18 protein-coding genes are annotated in these 20,320 nt (G+C 63.5%); 11 read left to right on the plus strand and 7 right to left on the minus strand.

Annotated elements, in window-relative coordinates:
• The first annotated feature begins 77 nt into the window (after positions 1 to 77).
• The 5 genes from ABS761_RS00235 (at position 78) to ABS761_RS00255 (ending at position 5,837) form a co-directional block, all read left to right on the plus strand.
• Positions 78 to 947 carry a branched-chain amino acid ABC transporter permease gene (locus ABS761_RS00235; protein ID WP_350405881.1) on the plus strand — a complete coding sequence of 290 codons (870 nt, stop codon included), beginning with the start codon at positions 78 to 80 and terminating at the stop codon, positions 945 to 947.
• Entirely contained in the window at positions 947 to 2,779 is a 1,833-nt protein-coding gene (locus ABS761_RS00240) for a branched-chain amino acid ABC transporter ATP-binding protein/permease (protein WP_350406595.1), read from the plus strand. Before ABS761_RS00235 ends, ABS761_RS00240 begins: the two co-directional genes overlap by 1 nt.
• On the plus strand, positions 2,766 to 3,473 hold the full coding sequence (locus ABS761_RS00245; RefSeq protein WP_350405882.1) for an ABC transporter ATP-binding protein: 708 nt from the start codon (positions 2,766 to 2,768) through the stop codon (positions 3,471 to 3,473). The genes ABS761_RS00240 and ABS761_RS00245 overlap by 14 nt, the downstream gene beginning before the upstream one ends.
• Before the next feature lie 34 nt (positions 3,474 to 3,507).
• Positions 3,508 to 4,290 (plus strand): SDR family NAD(P)-dependent oxidoreductase, encoded by a 783-nt coding sequence (locus tag ABS761_RS00250; RefSeq protein ID WP_350405883.1) that lies wholly within the window; start codon positions 3,508 to 3,510, stop codon positions 4,288 to 4,290.
• A 65-nt stretch (positions 4,291 to 4,355) separates the two neighbouring features.
• Entirely contained in the window at positions 4,356 to 5,837 is a 1,482-nt protein-coding gene (locus ABS761_RS00255) for an aldehyde dehydrogenase family protein (RefSeq protein ID WP_350405884.1), read from the plus strand.
• Here ABS761_RS00255 and ABS761_RS00260 read toward each other — a convergent pair.
• From ABS761_RS00260 to ABS761_RS00285, 6 genes are read right to left on the minus strand one after another with little or no spacing between them, the layout of a single operon-like run.
• On the minus strand, positions 5,792 to 6,799 hold the full coding sequence (locus ABS761_RS00260; protein ID WP_350405885.1) for a LysR family transcriptional regulator: 1,008 nt from the start codon (positions 6,797 to 6,799) through the stop codon (positions 5,792 to 5,794). The two genes, ABS761_RS00255 and ABS761_RS00260, sit on opposite strands and share 46 nt — an antisense overlap.
• A gap of 45 nt (positions 6,800 to 6,844) precedes the next feature.
• The gene (locus ABS761_RS00265) at positions 6,845 to 7,543 is read right to left on the minus strand and encodes an ABC transporter ATP-binding protein (protein WP_350405886.1); all 699 of its coding nucleotides are present in this window, start codon (positions 7,541 to 7,543) and stop codon (positions 6,845 to 6,847) included.
• A 17-nt stretch (positions 7,544 to 7,560) separates the two neighbouring features.
• Entirely contained in the window at positions 7,561 to 8,304 is a 744-nt protein-coding gene (locus ABS761_RS00270) for an ABC transporter ATP-binding protein (protein ID WP_350405887.1), read from the minus strand.
• On the minus strand, positions 8,301 to 9,293 hold the full coding sequence (locus ABS761_RS00275; RefSeq protein ID WP_350405888.1) for a branched-chain amino acid ABC transporter permease: 993 nt from the start codon (positions 9,291 to 9,293) through the stop codon (positions 8,301 to 8,303). Before ABS761_RS00275 ends, ABS761_RS00270 begins: the two co-directional genes overlap by 4 nt.
• A 2-nt stretch (positions 9,294 to 9,295) precedes the next feature.
• Positions 9,296 to 10,174, minus strand: a complete 879-nt coding sequence (locus ABS761_RS00280) for a branched-chain amino acid ABC transporter permease (RefSeq protein WP_350405889.1) — start codon at positions 10,172 to 10,174, stop codon at positions 9,296 to 9,298.
• Positions 10,175 to 10,182: 8 nt separating this feature from the next.
• Positions 10,183 to 11,367: an ABC transporter substrate-binding protein gene (locus tag ABS761_RS00285; RefSeq protein ID WP_350405890.1), complete on the minus strand. Its 1,185-nt coding sequence runs from the start codon at positions 11,365 to 11,367 to the stop codon at positions 10,183 to 10,185.
• Positions 11,368 to 11,634: 267 nt separating this feature from the next.
• On the opposite strand from ABS761_RS00285, the gene ABS761_RS00290 reads away from it, so the two are divergent.
• The 5 genes from ABS761_RS00290 to ABS761_RS00310 are packed head-to-tail and all read left to right on the plus strand — an operon-like array spanning position 11,635 to position 18,291.
• Entirely contained in the window at positions 11,635 to 14,631 is a 2,997-nt protein-coding gene (locus tag ABS761_RS00290) for a xanthine dehydrogenase family protein molybdopterin-binding subunit (RefSeq protein WP_350405891.1), read from the plus strand.
• Positions 14,628 to 15,458: an FAD binding domain-containing protein gene (locus tag ABS761_RS00295; protein WP_350405893.1), complete on the plus strand. Its 831-nt coding sequence runs from the start codon at positions 14,628 to 14,630 to the stop codon at positions 15,456 to 15,458. The genes ABS761_RS00290 and ABS761_RS00295 overlap by 4 nt, the downstream gene beginning before the upstream one ends.
• Complete coding sequence (locus tag ABS761_RS00300) at positions 15,442 to 15,978, plus strand: (2Fe-2S)-binding protein (protein ID WP_350405894.1); 537 nt, start codon at positions 15,442 to 15,444, stop codon at positions 15,976 to 15,978. The genes ABS761_RS00295 and ABS761_RS00300 overlap by 17 nt, the downstream gene beginning before the upstream one ends.
• Positions 15,959 to 17,476, plus strand: a complete 1,518-nt coding sequence (locus tag ABS761_RS00305) for an AMP-binding protein (RefSeq protein ID WP_350405895.1) — start codon at positions 15,959 to 15,961, stop codon at positions 17,474 to 17,476. Before ABS761_RS00300 ends, ABS761_RS00305 begins: the two co-directional genes overlap by 20 nt.
• A gap of 32 nt (positions 17,477 to 17,508) precedes the next feature.
• Positions 17,509 to 18,291 carry an enoyl-CoA hydratase/isomerase family protein gene (locus ABS761_RS00310; protein ID WP_350405896.1) on the plus strand — a complete coding sequence of 261 codons (783 nt, stop codon included), beginning with the start codon at positions 17,509 to 17,511 and terminating at the stop codon, positions 18,289 to 18,291.
• Between the two features lie 113 nt (positions 18,292 to 18,404).
• Here ABS761_RS00310 and ABS761_RS00315 read toward each other — a convergent pair whose 3' ends face one another.
• Positions 18,405 to 19,268 (minus strand): AraC family transcriptional regulator, encoded by an 864-nt coding sequence (locus ABS761_RS00315; RefSeq protein ID WP_350405898.1) that lies wholly within the window; start codon positions 19,266 to 19,268, stop codon positions 18,405 to 18,407.
• Between the two features lie 250 nt (positions 19,269 to 19,518).
• On the opposite strand from ABS761_RS00315, the gene modA reads away from it, so the two are divergent.
• Complete coding sequence (gene modA, locus ABS761_RS00320; protein WP_502881348.1) at positions 19,519 to 20,316, plus strand: molybdate ABC transporter substrate-binding protein; 798 nt, start codon at positions 19,519 to 19,521, stop codon at positions 20,314 to 20,316.
• Positions 20,317 to 20,320 lie beyond the last annotated feature (4 nt).

Below are 20,320 nucleotides of genomic sequence, written 5' to 3' on the forward strand. Positions count from 1 at the left end.
GCGATGTGGGCAGGCGGGAGGTTTGAGGGCCGCGGTCGCGGGCGCGCGCCCGGCCGGTCAAGCACAAGGAGGCGGCATTGATTGAGGTCTTTCTGCAAGTCCTGATTGGCGGGATCATGCTGGGCGGGCTTTATGCGCTCGTCGCATTCGGCTTGTCGCTCACCTATGGGGTGGTGCACATTCTGGATTTTGCGCACGGCACCCTGCTGGCCGTCATGGGCGTCATCGCCAGCCTGCTGTATCTGACGGGCCTGAACCCACTCTGGATCGCGCTCATCCTGGTGCCTTGCGCGTTCGTCTATGGCGGTGCGTTCTACTTCACATTGCTGCGCCCGCTGGGTTCCCGGGGCCCGTTCGAATCGACCATCGGAACGGTGTTGGTGACGGTGGGCGCCCTGCTGATCCTGAGTGATGTCACGTCGGTCCTGGCGGGGGCGACCCCCAAGAACATTCCGATCCGCCTGGGCGTATATATCATCGGCGACGTCGTCATTCCACGCATGCAGTTGGCCATCCTCCTGGCCACGGCGCTGCTGACGCTCGCCATCCACCTGGTGCTGACGCGAACGTGGTTCGGGCGTGCCATCCGCGCGGTGACACAAGAACAAGTGGCGGCTCAATTGTGCGGCGTGCGCAGCGTCTGGCTGCGCACCATGACCTTCGCCTTCGGCGCCGGCACGGTCGCGATCGCGGCGGTGCTGTATGTGCTGACCTATCCGGTGGATCCCTACATGGGCTTTGGCCTGACCGTCAAGGCGTTCACCATCATCATTCTGGGCGGCGTCGGCAACCTGCCCGGCGCACTGGTGGCCGGCATCTTGCTGGGGGTCGCAGAGGGCATGACGGGGCTGTATTGGGATACACAATGGGCGCCCGCCATCAGCGTGGTGTTGCTGCTGGTCATCCTGGTCGTGCGTCCGCAAGGGTTTTCGAGGAAAACAGCGTGATGGGCTCAGCAGATCCGCGGCACGACAGGCAACAGGGCGCGGCGGCGAAACAGGGGCGCATGCCGTTGGTCTATGGATTGGTGGCGCTGCTGGTCATTGCCGTATTGGCGATGATGCCGTACTTCGCCAGTCCCTACATGGTCAGTTTCGTCTTCACGGTGCTGATCGCCTATACGCTGGCGCAAAGCTGGGACTGGGTGGCCGGCGAGATGGGCTACATCAATCTCGGCCATTATTGCTTCTATGGTGTGGGCGCCTATGCGTTTTCCCTGGTCTTGGCCAGCCATACCACGCCGGTGCTGGCCCTGATCTGGGCCGTCCTGTTCACGGGCGCCGTGGCGGCCATCCTGGCATTTCCTCTGTTTCGACTCAGGGGGGATTATTTTGCGTTTGCCACGCTCGCATTACTGCCGCTGGCGGAAATCCTCGCCTACAACCTGTCGTCGATCACCCATGGGGCCGACGGCGTCATGCTGCCGGCGCACGACGTCCGCGTGCTGACCTTCGTCCTGGCCGTGGCCCTGTCAGCCCTGGCGTTTCTGGCGTCCGTGTTGCTGGACCGGTCACGCTTTGCCTATACCTTGCGCGGCATCCGCAATGATGAACTCGTTCTCGAGACCATGGGCGGGCGCATCCAGTCGGCAAAAACAAAGATTCTCATCTTGAGTTCCGGCTTTGCGGCGCTAGCCGGCGCTTTGCAGGCCTGGCAGCTCAGCTATATCGATCCACCGACCGTTTTTGGATTGGACGTCGCCTTGATCCCGATCGCCATGGCCTTGCTGGGCGGCTCCGGCCTGCTCTGGGGGCCACTGGTGGGCGTGCTGGTGCTTGCCGTCATCCAGCAGTGGCTGCTGATCAACCTGACGATGCTCAATGCCACGGTGTATGGCGCCATCATCTTGTTTATCGGCCGCTACATGCCGGGCGGCATCCTGCGCGCGGGCTGGCTGCGCAAGGTGGGCACGGCGTATCGCCGACGCGCCAGAGGCCCGGCTGCCGCCGCCGAAAAGCCCGGCGAGGTTCATGACGCGACGGCCGCCATCACCAGCCTGCCCCTGACGCCGGCGGTGGTCGATCGTCAGACGGTGGTCCTGGATTGTCAAAAAATGAGCAAGGCCTTTGGTGGTAACGTCGCGGTGGACGCTTTGGATTTGCGCGTGCACCAGGGCGAAATCGTCGGGCTCATCGGCGGCAACGGTTCCGGCAAGACCACCTTGTTCAATTGCATCTCGAAAGTGTTCGAGCCGACCAGCGGCGGTATTTTTCTGTTTGGCGAAAACATCCAATCCCTGCGCCGCGATCAGATTGCGCGGATCGGCGTGGGCCGCACCTATCAGATTCCGCGACCGTTCGGCGACCTGACCGTCGACGAAAATGTCGCCATCCCCTTGATGTATCAGGACCAGCGCCTGCGGCCGCCGGCCGCCTTGGCGCAAGCGCGGCAATTTCTCGATTATGTCGGCCTGTCGGCGCGCATCGGTGAGTTGGCCGAGGGCTTGTCGTTGCAGGAAAAAAAGGCGCTCGAGCTCGCGCGCGCGCTGGCTTGCCGGCCCAAGCTGTTGCTGATCGATGAGGTGGCCTCGGGCCTGACGCCGGCGGAGGTCGCGCGTTTCACCCAGCATATCCGCGACATGCGCGACGAATTGGGGATGACGGTGATCTGGATCGAGCATATTTTTTCAGCGCTGGAACAAGTCGTGGACCGGGTGGTGGTGCTGGATCACGGCCGCCTGATTGCGGATGGCCCGCTCGCGGAGATCGTGCGCGACGAGCGCGTCGTCAAAGCCTATCTGGGCAGCGCCCATGCAGAGGACGGTCATGCTGGAGCTTGAGCACATTGCAGTGGACTATGGCCACGTCCGGGCCTTGTGGGACGTCAGCCTCGAGGTCAAGCTGGGCCAGCGGGCCGCCCTGCTCGGCGCCAACGGGGCCGGCAAGTCCACCACCATGGGCGCCATTTGCGGTCTGTTGCCCCTGGTGACCGGCACCGTCCGCTTTCAGGGCCAGGAGATGCATCGGCATTCCACGGTCGAGACGGTCGCCGCGGGGATCGCCCTGGTGCCCGAGGGCCGGCGGCTGTTCCCCGCCATGAGCGTGCATGAGAACCTGCTGATGGGCGCCTATTCGCCGCAGGCGCGGGCGCATATCGAGGACAGTCTGCGCCAGGTGCATGAGCTTTTTCCCATCCTGAAGGAAAAATCGCGCCAGAACGCGGGCGAGCTCAGCGGCGGCCAGCAACAGCAAGTGGCCATTGGCCGGGCGCTCATGTCGCGTCCGCAAGTGCTTTTGCTGGACGAGCCCTTCATCGGCGTGGCGCCGCTGGTGGTCAAAGAAATTATCGAAACCCTCGTCGAGATCTCGGCACGCGGCGTGATGATGCTCTTGGTCGAGCAAAACGTGCATCGCGCCTTCGAGTTCGCCGAATACGCCTACGTGATCGAGAACGGCCGCACGGTCCTCGAGGGCTCTCGCGAGCAGATACTGGGTGATACGCAGTTCAACGAAAAATTCCTCGGCCTGGCCTGAGTGGGCCTGCCCGGGTGTTCGCATGGAGATTGAAATGGAAACACGTCCTGTACAAACCGAACCGCTGCTCAGCGGCAAGGTCGCCATCGTGACCGGTGCGGCACAGGGCATCGGCGCCGAGTACGCCGTGGTGCTGGCCGCCAACGGCGCCGCGGTGCTGGTGGCCGATGTGTTGGACGGCGGCGATGTGGTGGCGCGTATTCGCGCCGCCGGCGGCCGCGCCCAGTATCAGCACACAGACGTCACCGATGCGGCCTCGGTCGAGGCGATGGCCCGCGCCGCCTTGCAGGCCTTTGGGCGCATCGATATCCTGGTCAATAACGCGGCCCTGTTCGGCCATCTGACACCCAAGCCGTTCGAGCAGATTGAAAGCCGCGAGTGGGACCATCTCATGGCTGTCAATGTCCGCGGGGTTTTCGAGTGCGCAAAGGCGGTGCTGCCGGCGATGCGCGAGCAGCGCTACGGCAAGATCGTCAACATCGCCTCCGGAACCGCGTTCAAGGGAACGCCCATGCTGTTGCACTACGTGACGTCCAAGGGCGCGATCTTGTCGCTCACGCGTGCGCTGGCCCGCGAGGTGGGCGAGCACGGCATTCGCGTCAACACGCTGGCCCCCGGCTTGACCCGTAGCGCCAACGTCATCGGCAATCCGGCCTGGCAGGGCAAGACCTCCGAGAACAACGTCGCCAGCCGCGCCATCCAGCGGGATGCCTTGCCGCAGGACCTGACCGGCACTTTGCTGTTCCTGGTGTCCCCCGCCAGTGACTTTATGACGGGGCAGGCGCTGGTCGTCGATGGCGGCTCGGTCATGCATTGAGGGGCGGGCGGCCGCTGGGTGGCCGCCTCGGCCGGCGGTGTGGCATATAGAGAGGTTGAAACAGTATGACGATGCTTTTAAAGGTGAATAATCTGATTGACGGCCAGTGGGTGCCGGCGTTGGACGGGCGTGTGGGACAGCGTAGGAATCCGGCCGATGGCAGCATGGTGGGCGAGTTTGCCGACAGCGGCCCAGCCGATGCCGATGCCGCGATCGCGGCGGCTCGGCGGGCATTCGAGCGTCCCGAATGGGCCCAGAACCCGCGTTTGCGCCAATTGATCATGTTGCGTTGGGCCGACCGTGTAGAGGCGCAAAGCGAGGCGCTCGCCCGATTGCTGACACTCGAGAATGGCAAACCGCTGGCCGAGTCTCGCGGCGAAATCCGTGGCAGTGTCTCGGAAATCCGGTATTACGCCGGCGTAGCCCGTTTCATTCCGGGGCAGATGCTGGAGGTCGCGCCGGGTGTATTTTCCAGCCAGCTCAAGGAGCCGGCTGGCGTGGCGGGCATCATCGTGCCCTGGAACGCGCCGGCCATCCTGTTGATACGTTCGCTGGCGCCGGCGCTGGCGGCGGGCTGCACCGCGGTGGTCAAGCCCGCGCCGCAAACCGCGCTGCTGTCCGCCGCCCTCATGCGCGCCTTGCAGGACGATAAGCAGCTGCCGGCCGGCGTGGTGAATTTCGTGTCCGAACAAGGCCATGCCGTGGCCCAGCGCCTGGTCGAATCCGCGCAGGTCGATGTCATCAGCTTCACCGGCTCGAATGCCACAGGCCAGCGCATCATGGCGGCGGCCGCGCCAACGATGAAGAAGCTCTCTTTGGAACTGGGCGGCAAGTCGAGTTGTCTGGTGTTTGACGATGTGGAGGTCGATGCTGTTGCGGCCAGGATCGCGGCCGCGGCCATGATCATCGCGGGGCAGCAGTGCACGGCCGCGCGCCGGGTATTGGTGCATGCCTCGCGCTTTGATGCCATGAAAAAAGCGCTCGCGCGGGCGCTCGAGGCCATGCGGATGGGCAATGGGCTCGACGAGGGCGTGCAGTATGGCCCCTTGATCGACGAGCAGGCCCGGGATCGTGTCGCGGCCAGCGTTGACGAGGTGCTGCAAACGGCTGATGAGGTCATCCTGCGCGGTGGGCGCCCCGGGGCTGGATTCCAGCAGGGGAGCTTTATGCTGCCGACCCTGGTCGCGCATCACGATACCAGTGCCAGCTTCATCCAAGAGGAGATCTTTGGCCCCCTGGTGGTGCTGGAGCGTTTCGAGGACGAGCGCGAAGCCGTGCGGCGGGCCAACCACACGGTCTACGGCCTGTCCGCCAGCGTGTGGACGCGCGACGGCGCGCGCGCCTGGCGCGTTGCGCGCGCCTTACGCGACGGAACCGTGTGGATCAACGATCACAATCACCTGTTTGCCGAGGCTGCGACGGGCGGCTATCGGCGCAGCGGCCTGGGTCGCTTGCATGGCTATGACGCGCTCGCCGACTTTACTGAAATCAAGCATATCTGTCAGAGCGCCGGTGTGGTCGACGACATGTCGGCCTCGGCTTCCTGAGGTGTACCCCGCGTGAGGCTGGGTTTCTGCGGGGCCGCGATTTTTTTGGGGACGCCCGCACCGATCTGCATTGATTGCAGATGCTGGGTCAGCAGCTCGATAAAGGCTGAGGTCGCCTGATTCAGCGGATGCCGGGGATGGGTCACGCACACGACGCGACGGGTCAGCGTCGGCTCGACGATGCGATGTGTCTGCAGGCGCGGGCTCCATGGCTGCCCGCTCAGGGTGATGCCCGGGAGGATGGTCGCCAGTTGTGTGTTGCTGACCAGGTTCAGGATCGACGTGACCGAATCGGACTCGATGGTCGGCGACAGGTTGATGTCCGCCCCCTGGGCGTAGTATTCCATGATGCCGCGCAGGCCGTGATGCCGTGTGAGCAGCGCGAGTTCCAGCGTGTCGACGATGCGCAAGGGGACGGCCTCGGGCAGGGCGCGCCGGTGATTGACGCTGGTGATCAGCACCATGTCTTCGTCGGTGATGATTTCCATGTCCAGGCCCAATGGACGGGTCGGCTTGTTGATGATGGCGGCGTCCAGGCGGCCCCCGGCCACCCAATCCGCCAATATGGCGCTATAGCCGTCGGCGATCGTCACGTTGACCTTGGGGTGCTGGCTCTTGAATTCGAGCAGGGTGCTGGCGAGCGCTCCGTGGGCGATGGACGCGATCATGCCGACGTTGATGTGGCCCCGCAGCTCGCCCTTGGCCCGCAGCAATTGTTCGCGCGCATGCGTCAGGTCGCGCATGATGGGGAAAAACAATTGATACATCTGGCGCCCCGCCGTCGTCGGCTGCATCCCGCGCGGGCTGCGTTTGAACAGCTTCTGGTCGAGCTCTTCTTCGAGCCGCGCGATCTGCATGCTGAGCGCGGGTTGAACGATATTCAGTCGCTTGGCGGCCCGCGTCACGGTGCCTTCCTCGAACAAGCAGAGAAAATACTGAATCTGGCGTAACTCCATCATCATCCCCCTGTTGGGTTTCCACTGCGCGGCCGCCGGCACGAAAAGCGCTTATATGGCGATCTCCCGCAGGAGTTGCTCTTGGTCCGCGGGTTCGTTCGCCTTGCCGGTCAGTGTGATGCTACCGCGCTTCATGACGTAGAAACGGTCCACCACCATCAAGGACCGCTTGACGTTCTGCTCTACCAATAGGATGGATACCCCTTCTTTCTTGAGCTCCTCGAGCAGTTGGAAGATGTCGTCGACGATCATGGGCGCAAGGCCTTCGCTGGGCTCGTCGATCAGCATGAGGCGCGGTCGGCCGATCAACGCCCTGGCGATCGTCAGCATTTGCTGTTCGCCGCCGGACAGCGTGATTCCCGCCTGTGAACGCCGTTCGTGCAGCCTCGGGAAGCGCTGATAGATGTCGCTCAGGCCCCGGCGCTGTTCGGCCTTGGACAGCGAGCGGTTTTGCAGCAGCCCCAGTTGGAGGTTTTCTTCGACGCTGAGCCCCGGGAAAATGCGCCGATCCTCGGGAATGAAGGCAATCCCGTGGCGGGTAATGACGTCCTGCTCGAGGCTGTTGAGCCTCACATCCTGGAAAAGGATGTCCCCTTGTGTTGGCTTGACCCATCCGGCAATCGTTCGCAGCGTGGTGGTCTTGCCGACACCGTTGCGGCCGAAGAGGCCGACGATTTCGCCGGCTGCGATTTCCAGATCCACGCCTTGCAGGATGTGGCTCAGGCCATAGTAGGAGTGTACCCCCGTCATACGCAATATCATATTGTTCACGCCTCTCCGAGATAGGCTTCGCGTACCACCCGGTTCGCCCGGACGTCCTGCGGGATCCCCTCGGCCAATTTCTGGCCTTGATGCATGACGACGATCCAGTGCGACAGGTCCATCACCAGCTCGATGTCATGCTCCACCAGCATGACGGCGATTTCCTGGGCGATATCGCGGATCATGCTTTTGGTGTCTTCCGTATCGCCGTGCGACATGCCTTGCGTCGGCTCGTCGAGCAGCAGCATCCTGGGTTCGCTGGCAAGCGCCAGGGCGATTTCCAGCCGACGCTGCTCCCCGTGGGACAGGTAGCCGGCCAGGTCGTTGCGCCGCTTGCCCAGGAGGAAACGCTCCAGGAGCTCCTGGGCCTTGGCGTCGGCGCGCGTGCTATGGGCCAGGGGCCGCAGCAGGCGGTTGCCGGGCTCGAGGGCCTGGCCGGCCAGCCGCAGGTTTTCCTCCACCGTCAGGTCGAAGAACAATTTGGTGATCTGAAAGGAGCGCGCCAGGCCGGCCCGGCAAATTCGATTTGACGGCCAGCCGGTGATGTCCTGGTCCTGGAATCGGACGTGTCCGGAATTCGAGCGGATGGCGCCGACGATCAGGTTGAACAAGGTGCTCTTGCCCGCCCCGTTGGGGCCGATCACCGAGGTGATCTGCCGGTCGCGCGCCTGCAGGCTGACGTTGTTGACCGCCTGCAGCCCGCCAAAGGAGACACTGACTCCTTCCACGTTGAGGATGACGTCGGTCATGAGGATTGCCCCTTTTTGGTCCTGCCCACCAGCCGCTTGTAAAGGCCGACGAATCCCGCTGGGAAGAAGATCACCGTCAGCATGAAAATGATGCCGATCACGATGCCGTGGTGTACCGTCCAACTGCTGATGAAGGTCTTGAGGGCAATCAGGAATACGCTGCCATAGAGCGGCCCGATGAGCGTCCCCGTTCCCCCGAGGATCACCATGATGACGGCATTCACCGAGATGTCGAAATACATGAGCTCCGGGGAGACGAAGCCGCGCAGCAAGGGATACAGGGTGCCCGCCAGTGCGGCGATATCCGCGGCGATCACGTAGGACGCGAGCTTGTATCGCCAGGGGTTGTAGCCCAGGGCGCGCACGCGTTCTTCGTTCGAGCGGATGGCGATCAGCACGCGTCCGAATGGCGTGTGCGTCAGGTACTGCAAGCCCAGGTACATCACCAGGACGAAGAACAGCGACAGCATGAAAAAGCTGACCGGGTCACCCAGGTTCAGGCTGAACAGCCCAAAGTTGATGTCCAGCACGGGAATGCCGGTGATGCCGTCCGAACCACCCAGGGATCGCGTGTTGTACACCGCCCGCCCGGCCACCTGGGCGAGGCCGAATGTGATCAGGATGAAGTAGACGCCTCTGGACCGGATAGCGATCGCGCCGATCACCAGCGATACGACGGTGGAGACCAGCAGGCTCACGCCCAGTGCGCCCCAGAATCCGTAGCCGCCGTCATCCAGCAGCAACAGGGCCGTCAGGTAGGCGCCCATGCCGAAGTACAGCGCCTGGCCCAGTGAGAAAAGCCCGGTGTACCCCAGCAGCAGGTCGACGCTGAGGGCGATGCCGGAAAAGATCAGGGCCTCGGTGGCCAGGCGCAGGTAGAAGGTTTCCTGGCTGATGCCGGCGATGATGGCGAAGGCGATGGCCACCACGAAAAAAATCCAGGCCAGGAGCCTGGTGCGGGTCACTCCGCTGAACTTTTGCGCACCCACGATCATCGGCTCCAGTTGAACAAGCCCTGTGGGCGAACGACCAGCACGGCGATCATGATGCTGAAGATCAGCGGTTCCCCCCAGTTGGGTGCGATGTACAGGCTGGCGATGGATTCGATCTGCGTCAGCAGCAACCCAGCCACCACCGTGCCCCAGAAGCTGCCGATCCCGCCGACGATGACCACGGTGAAGGCAAGCAGAATGAAATCGTGGCCCATCGTGGGAAATACCGAGTAAATCGGCGCCAGCAGCACGCCCGCCAATGCCGCCAGCGAAATGCCGAATGCAAAGGCGCCGGAATAGATTAACCGCACCGGCACGCCCAGGCTGGCCGTCATGTCCTTGTCGTGGGCGGCGGCGCGAATCACGGCGCCGAGGCGGGTTCGAAACAGCACGAACCAGGTCAGCGTGATGATCAGCGTGCCGAACACCAACAGGAACAGCCGATAATTCGGAATGATGATCCCTGCGATTTCAGTCACGCCCGAAATGGGGTTCTCGGGCTTCATCGTGTTGGGGCCGTACAGCACGTCGTACAAGTCCTTGAGAATGATGGACAGGCCGATCGTCAGCAAAAGGGTCAAGGTGTGCCGATCCGGGCTGTGATACACGAACCGGATCAGGCACCGCTCGACGAGGGCGCCGATGGGCATCACCAGCAATGGCGTGATGATCAGCGCCGCCCAGAACCCCAGGCCCAGGGCGTACAGCGTCATGCTGATGAATGCGCCCATGGCGTAGAACTCGCCATGGGCCATATTCACGACGTCCAGCAAGCCGAATATGATGCTCAGCCCCAGGGACACCAGGATAATGGCCACACCGATCGTCAAGCCGTTGACGACCTGTGGCCCCAGGACAAATTGCAGATATTCGATCATGTCGGTTCTTAGAAGCGTTCACACGTGTCGGCACCCGCGGCGTCCGCACCCTTGATCTTGTCGACGATGGTGAATCTGCCGTCTTTCACCTGCAGGACGTAAACGTCCATGATGGCCTGGTGGTCCCCGGCGCGCATCTCTTTCTTGCCCTGAGGCGTATCCCAGGTCAGGCCGCGCATCGCGGTCCGGACGGCATCGGTATCGGTGCTGCCCGCTTTTTCGACGGCCGTCTTGTAGAAATACACGACACCGTACGAGTCGGCGCCATACAGGTCGGGCGTCGCATTGGTTTTCTTGTGGAAGTCGTTGGTGAATTTCTTGTTTTCGGGCGAATCCAGGTCCGGCGAGTAGCCGGCGACGGTCACGAACCCTTCCGCGGTATTGCCCATGGCCTGTATGTTTTGCGCGGTGACGGCGACCGAGGCTCCCGCCAGCGTCATGCGGCTGCGCAGCCCATATTCCTCGAGCTGGGAAAAGAAGCGCACGGTGTCATTGCCGGCTGTTGAGGTGTAAATGATGCCCGGACGGCTCTGGCGGATTTGCCCGAAATAGGACGTGAAATCCTTTTCGCCCAGCGGCGGGAAGAGTTCGCCCACGATATTCAGGCCCGCGGCCTTGGCCGTGCTCACGAAACCGGCGACGGTATTGCGCCCCATTTCATAGTCCGGGCCGACCGCCATGATGCGGGCGTCCGCTTGGTGGTTCTTGATCCATTGCACCAAGCCGGTGGCCTGCATGCCGCCGGGCGCATTGACGCGGAAAAGATTGGGCGAGCACCTGGATCCGGTGATGGCGTCGGACAGCGAGACGGTCGTGGACGCCAGGCGTTTGTTGCGCTCGGCCACCTGGCCTACGGCGATGGTGCCGCCGGAATTCACCACGCCCGTCAGGAAATCGACCTTGTCGCTCTGGAACAGCTTTTCCGCCTTGCGGGTCATGACAGCCGGGTCCGCCTCGCCGTCTTCGAAAATAAGCTGGATCTGGCGGCCCGCGATCCCGCCCGAGGCGTTGATTTCCTCGACGGCCAGTTCGGTGCCCCACTTGACCTGTTGGCCAATCGGGGCATAGGCGCCTGAGAGCGGCGTCAGCACGCCGATCTTGATGGGCGGCTCGGCCGCCAAGGCAGGTGCGCAGGCGGCAGCCACCAATGCCGCCGTGAGGCTGGTGGCAAACTGACAAACGACTTTATTCATGATTTCAAGTCTCCGTTCTTATGGTTGAAAAGGTTTCTGTGTATCGGCGATTTATCTTATAGGCAGTGGATACGAAAACCATTATCAACGTGTCCGCTGATTTATCTTTGGGTCTTTTTTAAGGATTTTCCGATTGATGGAGGATTCATTTTGGCAAGTAAATCATACTCATCGGTAAATACAAGCACTGCATGATAAAGACTTCGGCGTGGGCTTTGATCTACCATGGTCAGACAGGGTGGATACCACAGCCAGAAAGTCAGAGACATGAGTTCCGAATTGGTGAATGAATCAGGCCCGCATGTCGGTCGCCGCGCCTTGCGCGTCGAAGACGCAGCCTTGCTGACCGGCCGAGGGCATTATGCGGATGACGTCGGCGTCAAACCCGGTACGTTGCAGGCCGCAATCCTTCGGGCGCCGTACGCGCATGCCGAAATCGTGTCCATCGACACGGCGCAGGCCGAGCGGCAGCCCGGCGTGCGGGCCGTGCTCACGGGCGCGGACGCCCGGCAATGGGCGGCCCCGTTTCCCGTCGGCGTGCACCAGCCCATGGAACATTGGTGTATTGCCATCGACAGGGTGCGTTACGTTGGGGAGCCCGTCGCCGTCGTGATCGCAGAGGACCGCTATCTCGCTGAAGACGCGCTGGATTTCGTGAAGGTCGAGTACCGTCAGTTGCCGGTCGCCATCGACCCCGAAGCGGCGGCCGACGCGCAGGCCCCGGTGCTGCATGACGCGGTGGGGTCCAATGTCGTCAGCGATCGGCATTTTTCCTATGGGGACCCCGATGCGGCGTTCGCGTCCGCCGAACACCGCGTGTCTCTCAAGATCCACTACCCGCGCAACTCGACGACGCCGATCGAAGGGTTCGTCGTGGTGGCCGAACACCTGGCCGGTGGACAGGGTTACGACGTCCTGTCGAACTTCCAGGGGCCCTTTGCCATCCATACGGTGGTGGCGCGCGCCCTGAAGGTCGGCAGCTCGAGGTTGCGTCTGCGCTTTGTCAAGGACTCGGGCGGCAGCTTCGGCGTCAAGCAGGCGGTATCGACCTACGTGGCCCTGCTGTGCCTGGCCGCGCGCAAGGCCGGGGCGCCCGTCAAATGGGTGGAGGACCGCTACGAGCACTTGATGGCCTCGGCCGCCGCGCCGAACCGGGTCACGACGATAGAGGCCGCCGTGCATGCCGATGGCACCCTCGCGGCGCTGCGCTACGATCAGATGGACGATTGCGGCGCCTATCTGCGTGCTCCCGAGCCGGCCACGCTGTATCGAATGCACGGCATCATGACCGGGGCGTATAAAGTCCGCAACCTGGCGGTGCGCAATCGGGTCGTGCTGACCAACAAGACGCCCAGCGCCCTGGTGCGCGGTTTTGGCGGGCCCCAGATGTATTTTGCGCTCGAGCGCCTGATGCAGCGCATCGCGGTCGAGCTGGATCTGGACCCGCTGGAGGTCATCCGGCGCAATCTGATCGAACCTGATGCGTTCCCTTATCGCGCGCCCGCCGGCGCGCTGATAGGCTCCGGCAACTATCAGGAATCGCTGGCCCTGGCGGTGGGCCGCGGCAATCTCGACGAATTGCGGTTGCGGCGCCAGGCCGCGCGCGCGGCAGGCCGCTTGTACGGCATCGGCTATGCCGCCATCGTCGAGCCCTCCATTTCCAATATGGGCTACATCACGACCGTCATGACGGCCGATGCGCGCGCCAAGGCGGGCCCCAAGAATGGCGCGATCGCCAGCGCCACCGTGAGCATCGATCCGCTGGGCTGCGTGACAGTGATCATCGATTCCGTGCCAGGCGGCCAAGGGCACCGCACGGCGACGGCCCAGGTCGTGGCGGATGTGCTGGGCCTTGCGCCGGATGACATCATCGTCAACACCGAACTCGACACGCAAAAGGATGCCTGGTCGATTGCGGCGGGGAACTATTCCAGTCGCTTTGCCGGCGCCGTCGCGGGCAGCGCGCATGTGGCCGCCACGCGGATCCGCGAGAAAATGGCCCGGATCGCCGCGGATACCCTGAAGGTGCCGCCGAACACGATCGTATTTGCCGGCGGCATGCTGTATTCCAGCGAGGCGCCCGAGCGGACTTTGCGTTTCCATCGCGTGGCGGGCCTCACGCATTGGTCGCCGGGTTCCTTGCCCGATGGCATGCAGCCGGGCCTGCGCGAAACGGTTTTCTGGTCGCCGCCGCAGGCCGAGGCGCCCGATGAAAAGGACGTGATCAACAGTTCCGCCGCGTATGGGTTCATCTTCGACATCTGTGCCGTCGAGGTCGATCGCGCCACGGGACGGGTGCATATCGACCGGTACGTCACATCCCACGATGCCGGCCGGCTGCTGAATCCCGCCTTGGCCGAAGGCCAGATACGGGGAGGCTTCGCCCAGGGCCTGGGGGCGGCCCTGCTCGAGGAGTACCGGTACGGGGCCGACGGCAGTTTCTTGTCGGGCACCTTGGCGGACTACCTGATGCCCACCGCCTGCGAGGTGCCGGAGCCCATGATCGTGCACCTTGAAACCCCTTCGCCCTTCACGCCCCTCGGCGCCAAAGGCATCGGCGAGGGCAATAACATGAGTACGCCGGTGTGCATTGCCAATGCGGTCGCCGACGCTTTGGGCGTGGCCGATGTCCGCTTGCCGCTCACGCCGTCGCGCGTGCATGCGCTGCTGGCCGAGCCCGAACCCGAGCCCGAGTCGGCGCCGGCCGACGCCGCCGTCGCGCCCCGGCCGGCAGCCGGCAGGGCGGGTGCCGGGCGCGATACGCTGCGCATGGCCGGCACGGTACAGCTTGCCGCCGCCCCTGAACAGGTCTATGCCGTCCTCATGGACCCGGACGCGCTGGCCAGCGTGATCCCGGGGTGCCATGCCCTGGAGCGGGTGGATGAGCAGACCTACCGCGCGGAGGTGACGATCGGCATTGGGGTCGTCAAGGCTCGCTACCAGGCGCAGATCACGCTGAGCGACCTCGAGCCGCCCCATGGCTTGTCCCTGGGGGGCAAGGGCGAGAGCGCGCTGGGGGCGGCGCAGGGCAGCGGCAAGGTGCGTCTCGAGCCGGTGGCGGGCGGCACCCGCCTGACATATGACTATGACGTTGCGGTCAGCGGCAAGATTGCGGCGGTCGGCAGCCGCATGCTTGAGGGGGCCGCCAAGATCATCCTGCAGCAGCTCTTCGAGCGGCTCGGCCGCAAGGCGTCCGGCGAAACGGTCGCCGTCCGGCCCTCCTGGTGGCGGCGCCTGCTGGCATTTCTTGGGGTTGGCCGATGAAACCCAGTTCTTTCGATTACGTGCGCGCGGATCGCATACAGGATATTTTCGAGGCTTTCGACCATTATGGCCAGGAGGCGCGCATTCTGGCCGGCGGGCAATCCCTCATGCCCATGATCAACTACCGGCTGGCGCGTCCCAAGGCCCTGGTCGATATTTCCCGTTGCGCCGAGCTGGATTATGTGCAGGTCCGAGACGGCCATCTGGTCATCGGGGCGGCGGTTACCCAGGCCACGGTCCAGCAGCGCGATGCCCTGGCCCACGAAGTTCCGCTGCTGCATCTCGCCTTTCCATACATTTCCCATTTCCAGATCCGCAACCGCGGCACGGTATGCGGATCGATCGCGCACGCCGATCCCAGCGCCGAGCTGCCCTTGTGCCTCACGGCCCTGCAGGGCAAGGTCGTGTTGCGGTCCAAGACGGGGCGGCGCACCCTGGCCGCGGACGAGTTTTTCACGGGCATGCTCATGACGGCGATCGCGGAGGGTGAATTCATCGAAGAGGTGCGATTCCCCCTGGCCTCCGAGGGGCGGCGCTATCGGTTCGACGAGGTGGCCATGCGGCGCGGCGATTTCGCCATCGTCAGCCTCGCTGTCGTGGCCAGTGCAACGGAAATTGCCCTGACCGTCGGCGGCGTGGCGGATCGGCCCGTGGCCAGGCGCTGGCCGCTGCCCCTCGCCGGCGAGCTGCCGGCCGCGCTGGCCGCGTTCGCATGGGATCTGCAGGCACAGAGCGATCCCCATGTCAGCGCGCAGTACCGCCGCCATCTGGTCCGCTCGCTGGGCCAAAGACTGATCACCGAGGTACTCGATGAAACCGTATCGTAGTGACACGCCGCACACCGTCCGCCTGACCCTGAACGGCCGCGAGGTCAGCGCCCAGGCAACGTCGCGCATGCTGCTGTCCGATTTTCTGCGGCAGGTTCTCGGGGCGACCGGCGTGCATGTCGGTTGCGAGCATGGGGTGTGCGGTGCCTGCACCGTGCAGATCGATGGTGTGGCGGCTCGCGCATGCCTGATGCTCGCGGTGCAGGCCGAAGGGCGTTCCATAGAAACCGTCGAGGGCCTGAACCGCGATTGCGCGGTCGAACTCACGGACTTGCAGCAGGCGTTCAAGGATCACCATGCGCTGCAGTGCGGCTTTTGCACGGCGGGCATCTTGATGTCCAGCGATGCTTATCTGAGGCAGGTTCCCTGTCCGGACGAGGCGCAATTGCGCGACATGCTGTCCGGCCACTTATGCCGGTGCACCGGCTACACCAATATCGTACAGGCGCTTCAGGCCGTGGTGGCGCGGCGCAGCGGAATCAAGGAGGAGGGAGTCGAGAATGTTCGATCTGGGTCGTAGCTTCGTAGCATCCGTTGAACGCAGCCCTGACGCATTGGCCATCGTCGATGGCGATTTGCGTCTGACCTACGGGAAATGGTTCGAAAAAATCCGTGGAATCGAAGGCGGGTTGGTCAAACTGGGCATCGGGCATGGGGACCGTGTCATGGCCATCATGCAGAACCGCTGGGAAATGGCCAGCCTGCACTGGGCCTGCCAGTTGCTGGGTGCGGTCATGACGCCCCTGAACTGGCGGGCAAAGCCCGACGAGGTGGATTACTGCCTGCAGTATTCCGAATCGCGCGCGATCGTCTACGAGGGGGTTTCCGCGGAGGCCGTGCAGGGCGCGCAGTCCGCGGGCGGCGTTCCCCGGGTCGCTCTGGACGGGGCGGGCGGCGGCACCCTGGGCTTTGAGGAATTGATGGACGCCGCCCCTGCGGCACAGTTGATCAATGCGCACGCGCAGGACTGGTCGCTGATGCTGTTTACCTCCGGTACCACGGGGCGCCCCAAGGGCGTGCCGCGCCGGCACCAGCACGAGCGGTCCGCCGCTCTGGCGCATATTGCGCAAAACCTGTATGCGCGCGGCGAGCGCACCTTGGGGGTCATGCCGCTCTATCACACCATGGGCGTGCGCTCGCTGTTGGCCATGTCCATCCTGAACGGCTGCTTCGTCTGCGTGCGCAAGTTCGATGTGCCGCTGGCCTTGCGCTCGATCCAGCAGGAAAAGATCACCAATCTCTACCTCGTCCCCACGCTGTATCACGACATCGTCCAGCATCCGGATCTGGCGGCGACCGACATCCGCTCGGTCCGCAGGCTCGGCTATGCGGGCGCGCCCATGACGGCCGGCTTGGTCAAGCGCCTGCAAGAGGTCTTCAAGCCCGATTTGTTCGTCAACCATTACGGGTCCTCCGAGGTCTATACCTGCACCATAGAGCCCGATGTCGTGAGCAAGCCGGGGAGCGCCGGAAAATCCGCCCTGAACCAGCGCATTCGCGTCATCAAGTACGGATCGGATGATATGGACACCCGGGCACCCGTCGGTGAAGAAGGCGAGATCGCCGCGGACCTAGCCGGGGACGAAGCTTTCGAGGGCTACTGGAAGCGCCCCGATGCGGATGCCAAGGCGATACGCGGTGGCTGGTTCCTGACCGGCGACCTGGGCTATTACGACGAGGACGGCGACCTGTTCGTGACGGGGCGGGTGGACGACATGATTGTCAGCGGCGGGGAAAACATATCGCCCACCGACATCGAAAGCCTCCTGTCGCTGCATCCCGCCGTCGACGAGGTCGCCGTCGTGGGCCTGCCCGACGAGCGATGGGGTGAAAAGGTCACGGCGTTTGTGAAGGCCCGGGCCGAGGTCAGCCCCGAGGAACTGGATGCGTATTGCCGCTCGTCGAGCCTACCCAATTACAAGCGTCCACGGGATTACGTCTTTGTGGACGAAATGCCCAAATCACCTGTTGGCAAAATTCTGCGCCGGGTGATCAAGGAAAAGCATGCATCCGCATGACCCTTAATATTTATCAAATCTAGGCAGAGACAATGGATCACACGAATCACTATGATGGCTTCAGCGTGCAGATAAACGCCGAGGCGCAGCGCGCCGATATTATCCTCGATCGCCCCCCCCTCAACGTTATTTCCATGCCGCAGCGCGACCAGTTGCGCCAGGTGTTCGAGGCGTTGGACATCAATGACGCCGTGCGGGTCATTGTGCTGCGTGCGCAAGGGACCCATTTTTCCAGCGGCGGCGACATCAAGGGTTTCCTGGCCGCATCGCCCGAGCATGTCTCCAAGCTGGCCTGGAACGTCGCCGCGCCGTATCGCTGCAGCAAGCCCGTGATCGCGGCCAACCGCGGTTATTGTTTCGGGGTCGGGTTCGAACTGTCGCTGGCGTGCGATTTTCGCATCGTCACGAACACCACCCAGTACGCCCTGCCTGAACAAAAACTCGGGCAGATCCCAGGTTCCGGCGGTTCCGCGCGCCTGCAAAAAATGATCGGCATTACGCGGACCAAGGACGTGGTCATGCGTTCGCGCCGCATCTCCGGCGAGCAGGCGTATGACTGGGGTATTGCCACGCAGTGCGTCGAGGATGCCCAGCTCGAAGAGGCAACGGACGCCATGGCCCGCGAGCTCCTGGCCTTTTCGCCCCTGGCCCAGCGCACGGCCAAGAAATTGCTGAACGACACGGACGATGCCAGCTTGTCGACGGCCATCGAACTCGAGGGCCATTGCTATAGCCGCTTGCGCTCATCCGAGGATTTCCGCGAAGGCGTGGAAGCCTTCCACGAAAAACGGCCAGCCGTCTTTCGCGGGGTCTAGGCCCAGTACGGATTCACCGGACAGGACACTAGGAATCCTGGGCCATCCGCCCGCGCCGCTTGTACGGCCTCGGGCGGGGATCGCGAGGGCCAACAACGCCGGCCGTGCGCCGGCTATAAGGCCTTGCTCGTCTGGTAGACGTCGACCACCTGGCGGTACTGGCTGGGCAGCACCCCCGTGTGCTGCTGGAAGAATCGCGTGAAATGGCTTTGCGCATTGAATCCCAGGTTGGCGGACAGGGCGCTCATGGATTCGCGCGTGTCCGAGATGCCGTGGATGGCCGCCTCGACCCGCAGGATATTGTTGTAGAGGGTGGGCGTCAGGTTTGTCTGTTCGCGAAACAGCTTGAAGAAATGGGCGCGCGACAGACAGGCCTCGGACGCCAGTGCCGCGGTGTCGACCTTTGAACCGGCGTTCGCCTGCATGTAGGAAATCGCGCGGCGTATCCTGGAATCCTGGATGTGCGGAAACTCATAGGCGCTGAGGTGTGTCGCGCTGCGCCATTCCGAGAACGCGTCGATCACCAGCACCATCAGGTTCGACAACTGCGTTTGCAGCGCGTCGTCGCTGAGCTGCCCGCCGTACAGCATCGTCGTCGCCAAGTTCTCGGACAGCGCCCGGATCTGGTGCGGCAGCTCTACGCAGGGTTGCGGGAAAAAATTGGGCGACTGGCTGGATATGAACGACTTGTCGATTTCGCTGAGCCAAAGGGGCTCGATGTAGAAAGCCAGGATCACCGTGTGTGGCGCGTTGTGATTGTGATGGGTATATGCGTGCGGCTCCCAGGCGTTGATCAGGACCGCGGTGTCCGCGTTCAGCGGGCAGTACCGGTTGCCCACGCGAAAGAAAGTGTCGGAACCGCCAACCTTGATCAGCACATGGCATTGGGAATGCGCATGATTGACCAGCGGATGGTCCATGTTGAGCAGGGCGATGCGTCCAAATTGCCCCTGGAGAACCCGGATAGCGGATGACATTGATGACCTCGTCGACATGGGGGTGACGCCGGGGCGGAATCTTTCAGACGTCACACCCCTTTACTTGTCAAAATAGTAACACCTATACGATGCGTCGGCGCCTGTCAACGGGTTTGGTGCGGCCTTGTCGGCGCGGTTTGTGGCGGACATCGTCGTGCCCATGGCGCTCTTTCCGGTGGGCGGCGGGTGACAGCCCACCGCTCTGTATATCGGTATATAGTTATATATATTACGAACCAAGAGAGATCCCATGACGCTCACCACTCCATGCTCATCACACCGCCGCAACGGGGGGCCGTCGCTGGTCCGGAACCTGGCGCTCGCCTGCGCCTTGTACGGTGTCACGATGCCCGCCATGGCCGCCGACCTCCTGGTGTCGGCGGCGGCCAGCCTGACCAACGCCTTCAAGGATCTGGCCACGCAGTACGAGGCGGCGCATCCGGGCCTCCAGGTCCAGACTAATTTCGGCGCCTCCGATGTCGTGCTGCAACAGATCGTCCAGGGCGCGCCCGCGGACGTGTTCGCGTCGGCCGACCAAAAGGCCATGGACCGGGCGGTCGAGGCCAAGGCCGTGGATCCGGCGACCCGGCGCGATTTCGTGCGCAACGAGGTGGTGTTGATCGTGCCCGTCGACAATCCCTCCGGAATTGGCTCGCTGGCCGACCTGCATGGAGACCGGGTCACGCGCGTCGCCTTCGGCAATCCGGCCTCCGTGCCGGTCGGCCGTTATACCCAGGCGGCGCTCGAGCAGTCCGGCGACTGGCAGGCGGTCCATTCGCGCGAGATCCTGGGCCAGAACGTCCGGCAGGTCCTGAGCTATGTCGAGCGCGGCGAGGTCGATGCGGGCTTCGTGTTCGCCACCGATGCCGCCCTGATGCAGGACAAGGTCAAGGTCGTTCAGGTCCTGCAAACACCGACACCCGTGGTCTATCCGATCGCGCTGGTGCGGCGCGATGGCCGGGCGCCCGGGGCGCAGGGCTTCCTCGACTATGTGCTCTCGGACGCGGGCCAGGCGGTATTGGCCAAGTACGGTTTTGCAAAGCCTTGAACAC

Origin of the sequence: Castellaniella sp. GW247-6E4 (genome assembly GCF_040276065.1) — a bacterium.
Lineage (GTDB): Bacteria > Pseudomonadota > Gammaproteobacteria > Burkholderiales > Burkholderiaceae_B > Castellaniella.